Below are 16,026 nucleotides of genomic sequence, written 5' to 3' on the forward strand. Positions count from 1 at the left end.
CGATACGGGCCATCACTGCGTTCGGCCCTACTCGACCGGCGTGGGTGTTCGCCGGTCGAGTAGCCGGAGCTTGCGGAGGCGTGTCGAGACCAGGTGCGCGCGGTTGCGGGGGTTTCGATACGGGCCATCACTGCGTTCGGCCCTCCTCGACCGGCGGTAGTCCCGTCGGTCGGATCCGTCGCGCGGCGGAGGTGGGGAGCGGCGGACCGACCTACGCTGGTCGCCGTGCGGCAGAGATGGACGCGGTTCCTCGCGCTCGATGACACCTGGCGTCGACCCCTGCCCCGAGCGTGGTTGCGCCAGGACGTGCTGTCGGCGCTGGCCTTCCTCGCGCTCGCGGCGGTCGGGCTCGAGGCCGCGCGCAGCCTCGGCGTCCTGACCCCGTCCCGCCCTCTGTGGGAGCAGTACCTCGTCCTCGCGGTCACCGCGCTGGTCGTCGTCTGGCGGCGCCGGTACCCGCTGACGGCCGTGGTGCTGGTCGCCGCGGCGATGTTCGTGACCGGCGTGCTGATGCCCGAGCTGATGGCCCAGTTCATCCCCCAGCTGCTGTACCTGCTCGGCTTCTTCTCGGCGGTCGCCTGGGGTGCTCCTCGCCGGCGGGTCCTGGTCGTGATCGCGGTGACGATGCTGTTCATGTTCGGCTGGATCGTCTGGCAGCTGCGCTGGGGCGACTCACCGAGCGATGCGGTCGGCGCCGCGCCGACCGGGCTGATGTCGCCGGGTGTCGCCGGCGCCGTGTACGTGTTCCTGATCAACGCGGTCTACTTCGGCAGCGCCCTGTCGGTCGGCCAGGTCGCGTGGCGGACGGCCCGCCAGCGCGACGTGCTGGAGCGCCAGGCGCGCACCATCGAGGAGCAGTCCACCGAGCTGCAGCGGCAGGCGACGCTGGACGAGCGGATGCGCATCGCGCGTGAGCTGCACGACGTCGTGGCCCACCACGTGGCGGTGATCGGCGTCCAGGCCGGCGCGGCGCGCAAGACGCTGACCCGCCGTCCGGAGGGCACGGCCGACGCTCTGCAGCACATCGAGGCGTCGGCGCGCGAGGCGGTCGGCGAGATGCGCGCGCTGCTCGGCACGCTGCGTACCGACGGGGACGACCGCACGCCTCAGCCGGGCGTGGCCGACATCAGGGCACTGGTCGACCAGGTCCGCGCCGACGGATTGCGCGTCTCCTACGACGAGGTCGAGGCGCGGCCCGGTCTGCTCGCGGACGTACCCCAGGTCGTCGGGCTCTCGCTCTACCGGACGGCGCAAGAGGCGCTCACCAACATCCGCCGCCACTCCACGGCAGCGTCGGCGAGCGTCGTGGTGCGGGCGCTGGAGGAGGCGGACGGCCGGTTCGCGGAGGTCGAGGTGCTGGACGACGGACGACCTCGCGGCGGTACGGGCGGGTCCGGGCTCGGGCTGGTCGGGATGCGGGAGCGGATCACCGCGCACGGCGGCCTCGGCGACATCGGGCCCCGTGAGACCGGTGGGTACCGCGTCCGGGTGCGCTTCCCCCTGGCGGTGGCTCGATGACGGCGGACCCGCGGCTCACCGTGCTGATCGTCGACGACCAGCGGCTGGTGCGCAGCGGGTTCGCGATGATGCTCGGCGTCGAGGACGACCTGGAGGTGGTCGGCGAGGCCGCGGACGGCGCCGAGGCGATCATCCTGAGCCGGCGGCTGCGTCCGGACGTCGTCCTGATGGACGTGCAGATGCCGGTCATGGACGGCATCGAGGCGACCGCGACCATCGTGCGCGAGGACCTCGGGAAGGTCATCATCCTCACGACGTTCGACCGCGACGACTACCTCTTCGACGGGCTGCGCGCCGGCGCGAGCGGCTACCTGCTCAAGAACACCGACCCGGACGACCTCGCCGACGCCGTACGCGCGGTGGGTCACGGGCACGCGCTCCTCGCCCCGGAGGTGACCCGGCGGGTCATCTCCCAGCTCGACACCGTTCCCGCGAGATCACAGACGCCGCAACACGATTCGCGGCTGGATCGACTGACTGCACGCGAACGCGAGGTGCTCGGCCTCGTCGCCCGCGGGCTGTCCAACGCCGAGATCGCGAGCGAGCTGTACCTGGGCGAGGCGACGGTGAAGTCGCACGTCTCCGCCTGCCTGTCCAAGCTGCACCTGCGCGACCGTGTCCAGGCCGTGGTCCTCGCCTACGAGACGGGTCTCATCCTCCCGGGGGAGTGAGGGCGGCCGCTGACCCCGTCGTACGACCGATCCGCGGTCCGCAGGCGCGCACCTAGTGTCGTCGAGGGAGACGAGAGGGAGTGGTGGGCAGTGCTGGAGATCGACCATCTGACCAGGCGGTTCGGTGAGGCCGTCGCCGTCGACGACGTGTCGTTCGAGGTGGCGGCCGGTGGCCTGACCGGCTTCGTCGGGGGCAACGGGGCGGGCAAGACCACGACGATGCGCATGATCATGGGGGTGCTCGCCACCGACGGCGGCGAGATCCGGTGGCAGGGCCACGAGGTGACGGCGGCGGATCGGCGCGCATTCGGGTACATGCCCGAGGAGCGCGGTCTCTACCCGAAGCAGCCGGTCCACGACCAGCTGGTGTACCTCGCGCGCCTGCAAGGGCGGACGGCGGCCGCGGCGCAGTCGGCGGCGACGGACCTGCTCGACCGCTTCGACCTCGCCTCGCGCCGGCGCGACAAGCTCGAGTCGCTCTCGCTCGGCAACCAGCAGCGGGTCCAGATCGCCGCCGCGGTGATCGGCGACCCGGACCTGCTCGTGCTGGACGAGCCGTTCTCCGGGCTGGACCCGGCCGCGGTCGACTCGATGGTCGACCTGCTGCGGGAGTACACCTCCCGCGGCGTGCCGGTGATCTTCTCCTCCCACCAGCTGGACCTCGTCGAGCGGCTGTCCGACGGTCTGGTGGTGCTGCACCGCGGCCGCGTCGTCGCGCACGGCAGCCCGGACGAGCTCCGCCGGTCGGGCGCGACGCGTCACCGCCTCGTCCTCGGCGGTGACGCCGGGTGGGTCAGGGTGCTGCCCGGCGTCACGGTCGTCGACGTCGACGGGGCCAGTGCGCTGCTCGAGCTGACGGCGGCGAGCACCGACGAGCTCCTCGCCGAGGCCATGCGCCGCGGCAGCGTGCGCGAGCTGGTCGAGGTACGCCCGTCCATCGCCGACATCTACCGGAAGGTGACGTCATGACCGCGCCCGTACGACCCGAGACGGAGAGTCGGACGGAGCGCCCGGGACGCGAACCGGTCGCGAACGCCTGGCGCATCGTGGCGGCCCGAGAGGTCGCCGTACGGCTGCGCGACCGCAACTTCCTGATCTCGACCGGCATCACCCTGGCCGCGATCATCGGCTCGATGATGATCAGCGGGTTCCTGAGCAGCCGCGGCTCCACGACCGACCTCGCCGTCACCGGCCAGGGAGCCACCCAGGTCGTCCAGACGGCCCAACGCGTCGCGGACGCCCAGGACGACGACGTCACGTTCCACGCCAGCGCGGTGCCGGACGCGGCGGCGGTGGAGCAGCAGGTCGCGGACGGCACCGTCGACGCCGGACTCGTGCGGTCGGCTCAGGGCTGGCAGCTGATCGGCGACACCGACGAGGACACCGACCTCTCCCGGTACGTCGGGACGGCCGCCGCCCAGCTCGCGGTCGAGCGCAACGCTGCGGACGCCGGGACGACCGTCGCCGACCTGCAGCGCGGCAGCACGGTGACCTACCGGCTGCTCGACGACAGCGGCAACGACGAGGCCACCGTCAAGATCGTCGGTTTCGTCTTCGCGTTCCTCTTCTACCTGTCCTCGATCCTGTTCGGGATGGCGATCGCGCAGAGCGTCGTCGAGGAGAAGCAGAACCGCATCGTGGAGATCCTGGCCAGCGCGATCCCGTTGCGGCACCTGCTGACCGGGAAGGTGCTGGGCAGCACGGCGCTGGCGTTCGCCCAGCTCGCGCTGTTCGTCGGCGCGGGACTGCTCGGCATGACCGCGATGGGTCGGGGCGCCGACCTCGGCGCGGTCGCGGGCGCCGCCGGCTGGTTCGTCGTCTTCTTCGTCGTCGGCTTCCTGGCGCTCGCCGCGCTCTGGGCGGTCGCCGGGTCGCTCGCGACGCGCAACGAGGACCTGCAGTCGACCTCGACCCCATTGTCGATGCTGCTGATCATCGTGATGTTCGGCGGCATCTTCGCGAGCGGGACCGTGCAGGTCGTCGCGTCCTACGTGCCGATGCTGTCGATCGTGGCCATGCCGACGCGCGTCGTCGCAGGAACGGCGGCCTGGTGGGAGCCCCTCGTGTCGCTGGCGATCATGGCCGCGGCGACGTACGCGATCGTGGTGCTGGCCGAGACCGCGTACCGCCGGTCGTTGATGCAGACCCAGGGCCGGCTGACGCTGCGTCAGGCGCTCCGGCTCCGGGGCTGAGGGCGGCGAGCGTCCGGAGGGGGCGCGGCGGCGCTCCGACGGCTCTGCGGGGCTGCACATCCGACGGTCAGGGCGTGTACGTTGCCGCGGGGAGTCCACACACATCGCGGAGGCAAGCATGAGCAGCACGCCGGGCGGTCAGCCGCCCAACGGTCCAGGACGACGCCTGCCCGGGCAGCCGGGTGGTCAGGCGGGCCGTCCCGCCTCACCGCACGAGGAGCCGACGCGCGCCCAGCCGGCCGTTCCGTCGTACGGCGAGCAGCCGGGCCAGCAGCCCGGTCAGGGGCAGCAGCAGCCGGGTCAGGGGCAGCCGTCGTACGGCCAGGGCCAGCAGCCGGGGTACGGCCAGCCGGGCCAGGGTCAGCAGTCGGGCTACGGCCAGCCGGGCCAGGGTCAGCAGTCGGGCTACGGCCAGCAGTCGGGCTACGGCCAGCAGGGTCAGAGCGGCTACGGCCAGCCGGGCCAGGGCGGCTACGGCCAGCAGGCAGGGCAGCAGTACGGCCAGCCGGGCTACGGCCAGCAGCAGGGGTACGGCCAGCCCGCGTACGGCTCGGGCGCCGCGTCCTCCGTGGCCACCAAGGCGTCCGGCATCGGCAAGATCCTCGGCTGGGTGCTCGCAGCGGTCGCCGTCCTGGCGCTCATTGGTTCGTTCGGTACCTGGGCCAAGTACGACATCAACGCCGGCCCGCTCGGCACGGTGACTGCCTCCATGTCCGGCATCGGCAAGCTCAGCTCGAGCAACGCCGAGATGGAGAAGTCCATGAACGAGAGCAGCAGCGGCAGCTCCGAGGACGACGCGAGCTTCGGGGTTCTCCAGGACGACAAGGGCGCCACACGCGACGGATGGCTGACGGCTGCCCTGGCCCTGGTGGCCGCCGCCGCGGCCGCCGTGCGCGGGCTCGGCAAGGGCGGCAGGGCGCTGACCGCGGTTCCCCTCGTCGCGGGCCTGGTTGCCCTGGCGCTCGGGGTCAAGAACTTCATCGATGTGGGCGACGCCGGCGACAAGATCAAGGAGCAGATGTCCTCGGGCGACAATGCGGGCATCAGCGCGTCGGTGGGCGCCGGCTGGGGTCTGTGGCTGGTGATCCTCGCCGGCATCGTCATGGTCGTGGTCTCCGCCACCGCGGTGCTCAAGCGCGACTGAGGTCGGCGACGACCTCGAAGGTCCTGGCAGGTGCAGCTCGACCGCACCTGTCAGGACCTTCTCGTTCCCGGGCGCATAGGCTGACGGCGTGGCCCTGCTGATCGCTCTCGACATCGACGGCACCACCGTGCACCACGACGGCCACCTGACCGATGCCGTACGCGATCGCGTGCAGGCGGTCGCGAACGCCGGTCACCACGTCGTCCTCGCCACCGGTCGTGCGGTCATCGGGACGATGCCGATCGCCGAGAAGCTCGACCTGGCAACGGGATTCGCGGTCTGCTCGAACGGCGCGATCACGTTGGGCATCAACCCCGGCCGGCCCGAGGGGTACGACGTCGTCGAGACCGTGACCTTCGACCCCGAGCCGGCGCTCACCCTGCTGCGCGGGTCGTGGCCGGACGCGGTCGTGGCGGTCGAGGAGGTCGGCGTCGGATTCAAGGTGAGTGCGCCGTTCCCGGACGGCGAGCTGCTCGGCGTCCAGCGCATCGTGCCCTGGGACGAGCTCACCAGGCACCCGGCGACCCGCGTGACGTTCCGTTCGCCGACCGGCAGCGCGGAGGACTTCCTGGAGCTCACCGAGCGGATCGGTCTGCACGGCGTCAACTACGCCGTCGGCTTCACCGCGTGGCTCGACATCAACCCCGAGGGCGTCTCGAAGGGGTCGGCGCTGGAGCAGGTGCGCCGCCGGCTCGGCGTGGAGCCGGCCGACACCGTCGCGGTCGGTGACCAGCGCAACGACATCGAGATGCTGCGCTGGGCCGCGCGCGGTGTGGCGATGGGCCAGGCTCCCGCCGAGGTCCAGGACGTCGCGGACGAGGTGACCGGCACCGTCGAGGAGGACGGCCTGGCCACCGTCCTCGACTCGCTGCTCGCCTGATCAGGCCCGATTGTCGCCCGCGCGCCCGTACGGGATGCTGTGACCGCCATGGCAGAGCTCGTGATCACCTCCCCGTCCAACCCGCGCCTGAAGAACCTCGTCGCCCTGCGTCGGCGTCGTGCCCGTGAGCAGCAGGGGCTCACGCTGCTGGAGGGGTACGACGAGCTCGCCCTCGCGCTGGACGCCGGCGTCGTGCCGCGGACCCTGTTCAGCTGTCCGGAGCTGATGCTGGACGCCGCCGCGCAGGAGGACGTCGTCCGCCGGATCGCCGACCTCGGCGCCGAGACCGTACGGCTGTCCCGCGCGGCCTTCGAGAAGGTCGCCTACCGCGAGGGTCCGGACGGTTTCCTGGCTGTCGTCCCGGCGATCGACCAGCGGCCCCAGGACCTCACCCTGCCCGGCTCGCCGCTGCTGCTGGTCGCCGAGGGTGTCGAGAAGCCCGGCAACCTCGGGGCGATGCTGCGGACCGCGGACGCCGCCGGAGCGGACGCGGTCGTCGCGGCCGACCCGGTGACCGACTGGGGCAACCCCAACGTCGTACGCGGCAGCAAGGGCACGGTCTTCTCGGTGCCGGTCGCGAGCGCGTCCACGGCCGACACGCTGATCTGGCTCGCCGAGCAGGGCATCCCGCTGATGGCCGCCACGCCCGACACGGAGGTGCTGCACACCGACGTCGACCTCACCGGGCCGGTCGCCATCGCGGTGGGCACCGAGAAGTACGGGCTCACCGACACCGTCCTGGACGCCGCCGCCCAGCGCGTCCGTATCCCGATGGCCGGCGTCGTGAACTCCCTGAACGTCGCCACGTCCGCCGCGATCCTGCTGTACGAGGCCGTTCGCCAGCGCGGCCGGGCCTGACCCCGCGTACCACGCGAGCGCGACACGGCGACCCGTTTTCAGGTTCTTGACAGGTGCGTGGCACCATGACCGGTATGCGCATAGACCATGTCGTGTACGCGGCTGAGCCGGACGGGCTCGTCGCCACGTCCAAGCGCCTCGGCGAGAAGCTCGCCGCCGACGTGGTGGACGGCGGCATCCACCCCCGGTTCGGGACGCGCAACGCACTGATCCCCCTGGCCAACCACCGCTTCCTGGAGATCGTCGAGCCGTTGGACCACCCTGCGTCCGACAAGGCCCCGTTCGGTCAGGCGGTCAAGGCCCGTACGGAGAACGGCGGCGGCTGGCTCGGCTGGGTCGTCGAGGTCAAGGACATCGCCGGCGCCGAGCGGCTCGTCGGCCGGCAGGCCGTCCCGGGCAACCGGCACCGCCCGGACGGTGTCGAGATCACCTGGAAGCAGCTGGGCGTCAAGGGTCTGATGTCCGACCCTCAGGTCCCCTTCTTCATCCACTGGGACGACGACGCCCAGCACCCCTCGCACGACGCCGCCGGCGGTGTCGCGCTGGAGAAGCTGCAGATCGCCGGCTCCCCGGACCGCGTCCGCGAGTGGCTCGGTCTGACCGGTGAGCCGGGTGTGGACCGCGACGAGTGGGAGCCGGAGGTCGTGTTCGACTTCATGGCCCCGCACGGCACGCCGGGTCTGCTGTCCGTGACGTTCTCGACGCCGAACGGCACCGTCACCGTCTGACGCCCCGGGTTTGCAGGCTTAGCCGCGGCGAGCGACGATCAGCTGGTGGCCGGAGCTGCCCTCGGGGACGAGCTCCTCGTGAACCACGGCCAAGCCGGCGTCCTCGATCCAGGACCGGTAGGTCGAGGCGTCCGGGTGGCTCCACCACATCTCGACGGCACTGCCGAGCCAGCCCTGCTCCCGGCCCTGCCAGGCGTTGTGACCGACGGTCGCGACCAGCAGCCCTCCCGGTCGCAGCCAGCCGGCGATCCGGCGCATCAGCGGCTCCTGCTGGCGCAGCGGGATGTGGATGAGGGAGTACAGCGCCACCACCGCAGCGGCCTCGCCGGCGGGGAAGTCCAGCGCCTCGGGGTCGGAGAGGTCCGCCCGGACGAACTCCGCCTGCGGCACCAGCGTGCGCGCCCTGCTGACCATCTCGTCGGAGACGTCGACACCGGTCACCCGGTAGCCGTTGTCGACCAGCCACTGCGCCGCGGGGATGCCGTTGCCGCAGCCCAGGTCGAGGACGTGGCCGCCCGCCGGGACGTGGTCGCGCAGCCGGGACAGCCACGTCGCGTACCTGCTCTGCGTCGGGCCGTCGGCGATGTCGCCCCGGTAGGACCGCGAGAGGGCGTTGTAGCCGGCGCGGACGCGCTCGACCTGGTCCTGGGGCTCGCTCATGGGCCCGAACCCTAGCGCCGGCGCACAGGCGTACGCACCCGGTCCCAGGGCCGGCAAGAACCATCACCCGACGCGGTCAGACGCCGGTGATCTTGCAGAACGAGGCGTAGTGGTCCCCGGTGTAGTACCAGTTCGGCGGACTGGTCAGCGGCGTACCGCCGGTCACGATGCGGCGGGCTCCGCGGGTGTCGGAGCCGGGGGTCTTCACGGTGTACTCGTGGTAGTACCCGGTGGTCTGCGCCGGCAGGATGGCCTCGCGGTTCTGGAAGACCACTCCGTCCTGTTCGTACGGGAAGGGGCCGCCGGACCTGATGAGGATCGCGGTGGTGGTGGCCTCGGGCGGCAGCGAGGAGAGGCTGCAGTCCGGCAGGGCGGCCTGCGCCTGCGCGGCGCCGGCCATGACGAGGCCGGCGGACAGGGCCGTGACGGAGGCGAGCCGGCCGAGCCGGCTGGTCATCGTGGTCATGTCATCGACCGTGCCGGATCGCCACGTCGGACGGGTGTCGCGTGGGTCAGGACTTCGTCAGCAATCGGTCTGCTGCTCCGAACCGACACCGGTCGATCCGGTTGCGTGACAACCTTTCCGGCGCCCACGCCGTAGTTCATGGTGTGAGAGCTCATCGGCGAAGGAGGAGCCTTGCCCAAGCTGGTCCACAGCAGTGATCGCACGGACTTCGAGGAGTTCGTGGAGCACGCCAGTCCGTCGCTGCTGCACACCGCGTGGTTGCTCACCGGTCAGGTGGACGCGTCCCGCGAGCTCGTGCAGGCAGCGCTCGTCAAGACGTACGTCGCGTGGTCCCGGGTCCGACCCGGCGAGGCCCTGGCGTACGCCCGGCGCGTCCTGGTGAACCACCACACGGACACCTGGCGGCGGCGTCGCCGGGAGACCCGCCTGGAGGACATGCCCGAGTCGCCGGGACCGGACCGGGCGCTGGAGACCGTGGAGGAGCGGCGCGAGATCGTCCGGCTGCTGGCCCTGCTGCCCAAGCAGCAGCGCACCGTGGTGGTGCTGCGCTACTACGCCGACCTCTCCGAGGCGGCCGTCGCCGACCTGCTCGGGATCTCGACCGGGTCGGTGAAGTCGGCGGCCTCCCGCGGACTGGCCCGGCTACGAGCCGAGCTGGGCGAACCCGCATCCGTGACCGACCTGAACGACCGTAGGAGGCAGGCATGAGCACCCGGTTCGAGGAGACGCTGCGTACGGCGCTGCACGAGGAGCGCCCGCCGCTGGAGCTGACCGTCGACACCGCCGAGGTGGTGCGGGAGGGCGAGTCCGTCCGGCGTCGGGGTCGTCGCCTCCGCCAGGCCGGCATCGCGGTCGGCACCGCCGCTGCGGTCGCTGTCGCGGTCCCGGTGGTGAGCTCGATCCGCTCGGACACGCCGCCGTCGCGCGCCGGGACCCAGCCCGGCATCGCCGCGCCGTCGACACCGGGCGGCTCCAGGACGCCGATCGTGGACGGGATGAACATGCAGGGTGCGACCGTACGGACGGCCGACGGCGGGACCGCCCGGCTGGCGCTGGACACCGTGGCCGAGAGCTACCCGCCGCAGCTGTCGCTCAGCCTGACACCGACCGCGCAAGGCGCCGGCGCGAAGCAGACGACGACGGTCACGCCGTCGCAGAAGGACGGCGGCGTCACGGTCGGCCGGTTCGGCGACCAGACGTTCTACCTCGTCTCCGGCACCCCCGGCGTGGACACCCGGGCCGCGGTGGTCAGCGGCCCGGGACGACCCACCGTCCCCGCGCAGCAGGTCCGGGTGGGCACCTACACCGTGATCTGGCCCGACCAGGCGGCGGCGAAGCGCGCCGCGACCCCGGCGGTCGGCGTGCTGTGGCGCACCGTGACCGGTGAACAGGCGGCGACGCTCCCCACGCGCCGTACGGCGGACGCGCCCCGGTTGCTCGTGGTCCCACGCCCCGACGGCAAGGGGAGCGCGCTGCTCAGCACCGACACCCGCACGCTGCAGCTGAACACCGTCGCGCACCAGGTCGCGACGGCGGTGACCCCTCCCGTGACCGCGGTCCCCGCGTCCGGCGCCGGGCTCGGTCGCCTGGTCGTCGGGCTCGTCCCGGTCGCGGGCATCGCGCCCGACGGCTTCGGCGTCACCGCGAAGGTCGCCGGACGGGCGGTCACGCCGGAGGTGCAGCGTGAGCGGACCGGCCTGTTCGCGGCGACGGTCCCGGCGGTCGGCGTGTCCGCCGCCTCGGGCGAGCCGTTGCCACGGGTTCCGGCCGTCGATGTGACGGTCAGCGCCGGCGGAGCGACGCGGACGGTGGCTGTGCCGGGCCAGGCGGAGGTACCGGTCGGCTGAGCCGAGCGGGAGAGGAGGGGAGCCGGTCGCGCTGACCGGCTCCCCTCCTCGTCCGTCAGTCGCGGTCGAGGTGGTCGACCAGGCGCGGGGCCAGGCCGACGTACGACTGCGGCGTCATCGCGACGAACCGCTCCTCGACCTCGGCCGGCAGGCCCAGGCCACGGACGAACTCACGCAGGTCGTCCCCGGTGATGCGCCGCCCGCGGGTGAGCTCCTTGAGCCGCTCGTACGGCTGGTCCATCCCCGGGACGCCCTGCGCCCCGAGCGCCCGCATCGCCGACTGGATCGGCTCGCCGAGCACCTCCCAGTTGGCGTCGAGGTCGGCGGCCATCGCCGACGGGACGGCGTCCAGACCGGCCAGCCCGCGGGAGGCGTTGTCCAGGGCGAGCAGCGAGTGGCCGAACGCCGTACCGATGTTGCGCTGCATCGAGGAGTCGGTGAGGTCGCGCTGCAGGCGGCTGGTGACCAGCGTCGAGGCGAGCACGTCCAGCAGGGCGTTCGACACCTCGAGGTTGGCCTCGGCGTTCTCGAACCGGATGGGGTTGACCTTGTGCGGCATGGTCGACGACCCGACCGTGCCCTGGCCTCGCACCTGGGCGAAGTAGCCCATCGAGATGTAGGACCACACGTCGGTGCACAGGTTGTGCAGGATCCGGTTGAAGCGGGCCACGTCGGCGTACAGCTCGGCCTGCCAGTCGTGACTCTCGATCTGCGTGGTCAGCGGGTTCCAGGTCAGGCCGAGCGCCCCCTCCACGAACCCTTCCGACACCGCCTGCCAGTCGACGTCCGGCAGGGCAGCGGTGTGGGCGCCGTACGTGCCCGTCGCGCCGTTCATCTTGCCGAGGTACTCCTGCGCGTCGATCCGGCGCAGCTGCCGCTGCAGCCGGAAGGCCAGCACGGCGAGCTCCTTGCCCATGGTGGTGGGGGTCGCCGGCTGCCCGTGCGTGTGGGCGAGGAGCGGGACCTCCCGCAGCTCGCGCGCCAGGTCGGCGACCTGCTCGTTCAGTGCGGTCGCCCGCGGCAGCCACACCTGCTGCACGGCGCCCTGCACCATGAGGGCGTACGAGGTGTTGTTGACGTCCTCGCTGGTGCAGCCGAAGTGGATCAGCTCGGCCAGGCCGGCGGCGTCGGAGACCGCGATCTTCTCGAGGCGGCGCTTGAGGAAATACTCGACGGCCTTCACGTCGTGGACGGTCTCGCGCTCGATCTCACCCAGCTCGGCGATCTCGTCCGCACCGAAGTCCTCGACCACCTGGCGCAGCGCCCGCTTCTCGTCCTCGCTCAGCGCCCGGACGCCCGGGACCACGCCCTGGTCGGTCAGGTGGATCAGCCACTCGACCTCCACGTGCACGCGCTGACGGTTGAGCGCCGCCTCGGACAGGTGGTCGACCAGGGGCGCGACGGCGCTGCGGTAGCGCCCGTCCAGGGCGCCGAGGGCGATCGACGGGGTGACGTCGGCAAGAGAACGCATGCGCTCATTGTCCCGGCCAGGGCGGGCGGAGGCGAACCGGCTGCCGGTCCGCCTCCACCGCCGGGCGGATCAGCTGCCGTCGTTCAGGGCGATGATGTTGAAGACCTCGCCCTCGGCGCCGCGCAGCGTGGCCTCCGGCCCGAACGGCGTGCTCATCGTCATCAGCACGTCGACGTCGTCCTCCATCTCGGCCAGCGCGACCGTGGCGTCGCGGTCGGCGACGGCGAAGTGGACCAGCCAGTGCGGGTCGGCGTCGTCGGCGAGCTCGGCCGCCTGGTGCATCCCCCCGGCCATGCCCTCGAAGCCCGGCGGCCGGAACGTGACGTACCCGCCGCCCATGTCTTCGTACGTGTAGCCGAACACGGCCGCGTAGAACGTTTTCGCGGCCTCCAGGTCGCGGGTGATCAGGTCGTTCCAGGCCATCGAGCCGGGCTCGCCGAAGACCTGCACACCGGTGAGGTCGCCGCCCTGCCAGACGCTGAACGTCGCGCCCGTCGGGTCCCGGTAGATCGCGAGCCGGCCCTGCGCGTCGATGTCGGTGGCGTCCAGGACGACCTCGCCGCCGGCGCGCCGGACCGCCTCGGTGGTGGCCTCGACGTCCTCCGTCGCGAAGTACGTCGTCCAGACGGTCGGCGCGTGCTCGTCCTGGCTCTCGGACATCCCGGCGACGACGCGGTGGTTCTTGAGGCAGGTCGTGTAGTGGTTCGGGCCCTCGCCCTCGTCGGTGTCCCAGCCGAACAGGTGGCCGTAGAACCGGCGAGCGCGGTCGAGGTCCTCGAACCCGCAGTCGATCCAGCAGGGCGTGCCGGCGGGCCAGGGAGTGTCGCGGGTGGCCATCGAGGGTGACTCCTTCGTCCTGGCGCCGGGTGTGGCGCGCTCTGCATGTCGGACCCACCCAATCATCGACCCATGAGGTTCGTCATGGGAGTCGGCCGTCCGGGCCCGTTGCGGGCGCGCGGAACGTACCCTCGACCGCATGGGGCGCGAGAACGAGGGGGTGGCGCGGCTGCTCACGTCACCGTCGTTCACCCGCTGCAGGGCGGCTGCTGGCCGGCTGGCGGACGATCGAGAGGGGCTGCGCCGCCTGATGGATCAGGTGGACGGCGTGACGTTCGGGGCGGCCGAGCCGTTGGACGACCGGCACGGACGGGTGGACGTCGACATCGCCTGCTCGGTGGTCGAGGCGCGGCTGGAGGAGCTGGACGAGGGGGATGCGGCGCCGCTCGCCGAGCTGGAGCCGACCGCCAGCGCGCGGCTGCGGCTCATCCTCGCGGCGCTGCTCTACCTGGTCCTGGAGGAGGACGCGGTGCCGGACCATCACCGGCTCGGTCACCTCGACGACCTGGCGATCGTGCACTGGGTCACCCAGATCGCGCGCGGTGAGCTGCCGGCGGTCAGGGACAACGGGCACGGTCCGGTGGCTCAGCCACCGATGCATCACACGCCCCTGACCTCACCGCCCGCCCCGGCCTGACCGCGCTCGTCCGCGAGCCGCTCGAGCTCGGTGACGATGCGCGGCGCCGCGGAACGGATGTCCTTGAGGCACCGGTGGTACGCGGCCGGCCCGTGCTCGACCGGGTCGGGGAGGTCGAGGGTGCCGAGCGCGACGGCCACCGGGTCGAAGGCGCGCAGCAGCCGGACCCGCTCGCGCGCCCCCGCCGTCGCTCGGGCGGCCCCGAACAGGTCGATGTGGCGTTCCTCGACGAACAGCACCAGGTCGTACTCCTCGACGTCGTCGAGCTCGAACTGCGTGGTTCGGTGGGCCGATCCGTCCAGCCCCGCCCTCGCCAGCGCCGCGAGAGCGCGGGGGTCGGCGGGCGCCCCGGGGTCCAGGACGAGCAGGCCGGCCGAGGTGATCTCGGTGCGGTCGCCCACCGGCGAGCGGTCCAGGAGGTCGCGCAGCACGGCCTGCGCCATCGGTGAGCGACAGGTGTTGCCGGAGCACACCACCTGGGCCCGCACCGGTCGCACGGGTCAGACCTCGGCGCGCAGGTGGTCGACGACCCCGGCGCAGGCCGCGGCCACCTCTTCCAGGCACCGCCGGAAGTCGGCCTCGTCACCGAAGTAGGGGTCGTCGACCTCGAGCTGGTCGGCGGCGACAGCAGCCGGGTCGAACTCGCGCAGCAGGCGGATCTCGGCGTCGGTGTCGGTGTGCCGGGCCATGCGCTCGACCTCGCGCAGGTGCCCGCGGTCGGCGACCAGCACCAGGTCGCGCTCGGCGAGCACCGGCGGGGTGAGGTGCTGGGCGCGGTGCGCCGCTCCGTCGTACCCGGCCTCGTGCAGGGCGCGGACCGTACGCCGGTCGGCCGGGTCGCCGACGTGCCAGTCGCCGGTGCCGGCGGAGTCGACGACGACCCGATCGCCGAGCCCGGCGTCGGCGAGCAGGTCGCGCAGGACGATCTCGCCCATCGGCGACCGGCAGATGTTGCCGCTGCAGACCACGCAGACGCGGTACGGATCGGCCGTCATGCGGACCATGAAACCGCACGGCTCACACCATGCCGCGCAGGGCCTCCGTCGCGCTGCCGACGAGGGCGCCGTGCCGCTCGGACGTTCGCGCCACCCAGCGGTACGCCGGAGCGTCGGCGAGCGGGCACATCACGACGCCCGGTGGCACCGTCGTGCTCAGCAGGCTCACCGCGACGCACTCGCCCGCCGCGACCCGGTGCATCGGGGCGTCGGTCGACTCCGACCGCAGCGGCAGCAGGCGGGGCGTGAACCCCGCCTGCTCGCACGCAGCCGTCACGAGCGTGACCCACTCCGGCGCGAACTCCTCCCGCGGCAGGTAGTGGACCTCGTCCGCCAGCTGCGCGATGCGGACGTCGCCGGCGGTGGCGAGCCGGTGCGTCCCGGCGACGGCGACACCGAGCGGTTCGGCCACGAGCGGTGTGTCGGTCATGCCCGTCGGCGTCCGACCCGCCGCGGTGAGCGCGAGATCCAGCGTGCCGCCACGCAGCCGTACGGCCTGCTCGCCGGACCCGCGGTCGGTGATCTCCAGGACGACCGACGGCAAACGCTGCCGCAGCCGGTCGATCACGCGCTGCGGGACCGCGAGGGAGGCGTCCAGGACGTCGAGCCTCAGCGTCCCCTGACCGGCGGCCGCCGCCGCGTCGGCGACACCGCGCTCCAGCGTGGCCAGCACCTGCTCGGCGTACGGCAGGAACGTGGCGCCGGCGGGCGTGAGTCGGACCCCGCCGGGGTGCCGCTCGAACAGCGTCAGGCCGACGATGCGCTCGAGCCGCCTGACCTGGCCCGAGAGCGCGGGCTGGGAGATGAACAGGCGCTCGGCGGCGCCCGTCACCGTGCCCTCGTCGGCGACGACGAGGAAGCTGCGCAGCAGTCCGGCGTCGACGTTCACGTGCCTCCTGACCTGCAGCGATTCGTCTCCGCTATGGAGGCTATCGGGACTTCCTCTTGGACGCGGCGCGCTCGGCGGGCGCACGCTCGGGTCAGCGGGGCGCGAGGCGCGTGCCCCACCAGCGGGAGGCAGCCAGATGAACATCCAGATCGCCGGTCGTTGGATCGGTCCGGAGCACGAGCCGTACATCATCGCGGAGATGTCGGGGAATCATGACGGGTCGTTGGACAAGG

General features: G+C 72.4%; 18 protein-coding genes. 11 read left to right on the forward strand and 7 right to left on the reverse strand.

Annotated elements, in window-relative coordinates; all coding sequences use genetic code 11:
• Window positions 1-225 precede the first annotated feature (225 nt).
• The 8 genes from P4R38_RS18075 (at window position 226) to P4R38_RS18110 (ending at window position 7,991) form a co-directional block, all read left to right on the forward strand.
• Entirely contained in the window at window positions 226-1,518 is a 1,293-nt protein-coding gene (locus tag P4R38_RS18075; RefSeq protein WP_277193386.1) for a sensor histidine kinase, read from the forward strand.
• The gene (locus P4R38_RS18080; protein ID WP_277193387.1) at window positions 1,515-2,189 is read left to right on the forward strand and encodes a response regulator; all 675 of its coding nucleotides are present in this window, start codon (window positions 1,515-1,517) and stop codon (window positions 2,187-2,189) included. Before P4R38_RS18075 ends, P4R38_RS18080 begins: the two co-directional genes overlap by 4 nt.
• A gap of 90 nt (window positions 2,190-2,279) precedes the next feature.
• Complete coding sequence (locus P4R38_RS18085; RefSeq protein ID WP_277193388.1) at window positions 2,280-3,158, forward strand: ABC transporter ATP-binding protein; 879 nt, start codon at window positions 2,280-2,282, stop codon at window positions 3,156-3,158.
• Entirely contained in the window at window positions 3,155-4,381 is a 1,227-nt protein-coding gene (locus P4R38_RS18090; RefSeq protein WP_277193389.1) for an ABC transporter permease, read from the forward strand. The genes P4R38_RS18085 and P4R38_RS18090 overlap by 4 nt, the downstream gene beginning before the upstream one ends.
• Window positions 4,382-4,499: 118 nt before the next feature.
• Window positions 4,500-5,525 (forward strand): hypothetical protein, encoded by a 1,026-nt coding sequence (locus P4R38_RS18095; protein ID WP_277193390.1) that lies wholly within the window; start codon window positions 4,500-4,502, stop codon window positions 5,523-5,525.
• An 88-nt stretch (window positions 5,526-5,613) separates the two neighbouring features.
• Entirely contained in the window at window positions 5,614-6,405 is a 792-nt protein-coding gene (locus tag P4R38_RS18100) for an HAD family hydrolase (RefSeq protein ID WP_277193391.1), read from the forward strand.
• Between the two features lie 48 nt (window positions 6,406-6,453).
• The gene (locus tag P4R38_RS18105) at window positions 6,454-7,263 is read left to right on the forward strand and encodes a TrmH family RNA methyltransferase (RefSeq protein WP_277193392.1); all 810 of its coding nucleotides are present in this window, start codon (window positions 6,454-6,456) and stop codon (window positions 7,261-7,263) included.
• A 74-nt stretch (window positions 7,264-7,337) separates the two neighbouring features.
• Window positions 7,338-7,991, forward strand: a complete 654-nt coding sequence (locus P4R38_RS18110) for a VOC family protein (RefSeq protein ID WP_277193393.1) — start codon at window positions 7,338-7,340, stop codon at window positions 7,989-7,991.
• 18 nt (window positions 7,992-8,009) lie between these two features.
• On the opposite strand, the gene P4R38_RS18115 is transcribed toward P4R38_RS18110, so the two are convergent.
• Window positions 8,010-8,651 carry a class I SAM-dependent methyltransferase gene (locus tag P4R38_RS18115; RefSeq protein ID WP_277193394.1) on the reverse strand — a complete coding sequence of 214 codons (642 nt, stop codon included), beginning with the start codon at window positions 8,649-8,651 and terminating at the stop codon, window positions 8,010-8,012.
• A gap of 76 nt (window positions 8,652-8,727) precedes the next feature.
• Window positions 8,728-9,117, reverse strand: coding sequence for a ribonuclease (locus P4R38_RS18120; protein WP_277193395.1), 390 nt, complete (start codon window positions 9,115-9,117; stop codon window positions 8,728-8,730).
• 171 nt (window positions 9,118-9,288) lie between these two features.
• On the opposite strand from P4R38_RS18120, the gene P4R38_RS18125 reads away from it, so the two are divergent.
• Both P4R38_RS18125 and P4R38_RS18130 read left to right on the forward strand, forming a co-directional pair.
• Entirely contained in the window at window positions 9,289-9,825 is a 537-nt protein-coding gene (locus tag P4R38_RS18125; protein WP_277193396.1) for a SigE family RNA polymerase sigma factor, read from the forward strand.
• A complete protein-coding gene (locus P4R38_RS18130) occupies window positions 9,822-10,964 on the forward strand; it encodes a hypothetical protein (protein WP_277193397.1) in 1,143 nt (380 codons plus the stop codon). Before P4R38_RS18125 ends, P4R38_RS18130 begins: the two co-directional genes overlap by 4 nt.
• Before the next feature lie 55 nt (window positions 10,965-11,019).
• On the opposite strand, the gene purB is transcribed toward P4R38_RS18130, so the two are convergent.
• Window positions 11,020-12,435 (reverse strand): adenylosuccinate lyase, encoded by a 1,416-nt coding sequence (purB, locus tag P4R38_RS18135; RefSeq protein ID WP_277193398.1) that lies wholly within the window; start codon window positions 12,433-12,435, stop codon window positions 11,020-11,022.
• Between the two features lie 69 nt (window positions 12,436-12,504).
• The gene (locus tag P4R38_RS18140; RefSeq protein ID WP_277193399.1) at window positions 12,505-13,272 is read right to left on the reverse strand and encodes a VOC family protein; all 768 of its coding nucleotides are present in this window, start codon (window positions 13,270-13,272) and stop codon (window positions 12,505-12,507) included.
• A gap of 139 nt (window positions 13,273-13,411) precedes the next feature.
• Between P4R38_RS18140 and P4R38_RS18145 the strand changes: the two genes are divergently transcribed.
• Window positions 13,412-13,909 carry a DUF1232 domain-containing protein gene (locus P4R38_RS18145; RefSeq protein WP_275237921.1) on the forward strand — a complete coding sequence of 166 codons (498 nt, stop codon included), beginning with the start codon at window positions 13,412-13,414 and terminating at the stop codon, window positions 13,907-13,909.
• On the opposite strand, the gene P4R38_RS18150 is transcribed toward P4R38_RS18145, so the two are convergent.
• Genes P4R38_RS18150 through P4R38_RS18160 form a run of 3 tightly spaced genes read right to left on the reverse strand, consistent with a single transcriptional unit; the run spans window position 13,873 to window position 15,793 of the window.
• Window positions 13,873-14,406: an arsenate-mycothiol transferase ArsC gene (locus P4R38_RS18150; RefSeq protein WP_275237920.1), complete on the reverse strand. Its 534-nt coding sequence runs from the start codon at window positions 14,404-14,406 to the stop codon at window positions 13,873-13,875. The genes P4R38_RS18145 and P4R38_RS18150 overlap by 37 nt on opposite strands.
• A gap of 3 nt (window positions 14,407-14,409) precedes the next feature.
• Window positions 14,410-14,904, reverse strand: coding sequence for a low molecular weight protein-tyrosine-phosphatase (locus tag P4R38_RS18155; protein ID WP_275237919.1), 495 nt, complete (start codon window positions 14,902-14,904; stop codon window positions 14,410-14,412).
• A gap of 22 nt (window positions 14,905-14,926) precedes the next feature.
• Window positions 14,927-15,793 (reverse strand): LysR family transcriptional regulator, encoded by an 867-nt coding sequence (locus P4R38_RS18160; RefSeq protein ID WP_277193400.1) that lies wholly within the window; start codon window positions 15,791-15,793, stop codon window positions 14,927-14,929.
• Window positions 15,794-16,026: the final 233 nt, after the last annotated feature.

It is taken from the genome of Luteipulveratus flavus, from assembly GCF_029439465.1.
GTDB classification, from domain to species: domain Bacteria; phylum Actinomycetota; class Actinomycetes; order Actinomycetales; family Dermatophilaceae; genus Luteipulveratus; species Luteipulveratus flavus.

What these genes read in the sequence shown, in the direction of transcription:
- P4R38_RS18155 (WP_275237919.1), bottom strand. Translation starts at nt 14,904, where the DNA reads ATGACGGCCGATCCGTACCGCGTCTGCGTGGTCTGCAGCGGCAACATC.
- P4R38_RS18090 (WP_277193389.1), top strand. Translation starts at nt 3,155, where the DNA reads ATGACCGCGCCCGTACGACCCGAGACGGAGAGTCGGACGGAGCGCCCG.
- P4R38_RS18130 (WP_277193397.1), top strand. Translation starts at nt 9,822, where the DNA reads ATGAGCACCCGGTTCGAGGAGACGCTGCGTACGGCGCTGCACGAGGAG.
- P4R38_RS18095 (WP_277193390.1), top strand. Translation starts at nt 4,500, where the DNA reads ATGAGCAGCACGCCGGGCGGTCAGCCGCCCAACGGTCCAGGACGACGC.
- P4R38_RS18120 (WP_277193395.1), bottom strand. Translation starts at nt 9,117, where the DNA reads ATGACCACGATGACCAGCCGGCTCGGCCGGCTCGCCTCCGTCACGGCC.
- P4R38_RS18140 (WP_277193399.1), bottom strand. Translation starts at nt 13,272, where the DNA reads ATGGCCACCCGCGACACTCCCTGGCCCGCCGGCACGCCCTGCTGGATC.
- purB (WP_277193398.1), bottom strand. Translation starts at nt 12,435, where the DNA reads ATGCGTTCTCTTGCCGACGTCACCCCGTCGATCGCCCTCGGCGCCCTG.
- P4R38_RS18110 (WP_277193393.1), top strand. Translation starts at nt 7,338, where the DNA reads ATGCGCATAGACCATGTCGTGTACGCGGCTGAGCCGGACGGGCTCGTC.
- P4R38_RS18105 (WP_277193392.1), top strand. Translation starts at nt 6,454, where the DNA reads ATGGCAGAGCTCGTGATCACCTCCCCGTCCAACCCGCGCCTGAAGAAC.
- P4R38_RS18115 (WP_277193394.1), bottom strand. Translation starts at nt 8,651, where the DNA reads ATGAGCGAGCCCCAGGACCAGGTCGAGCGCGTCCGCGCCGGCTACAAC.
- P4R38_RS18145 (WP_275237921.1), top strand. Translation starts at nt 13,412, where the DNA reads ATGGGGCGCGAGAACGAGGGGGTGGCGCGGCTGCTCACGTCACCGTCG.
- P4R38_RS18080 (WP_277193387.1), top strand. Translation starts at nt 1,515, where the DNA reads ATGACGGCGGACCCGCGGCTCACCGTGCTGATCGTCGACGACCAGCGG.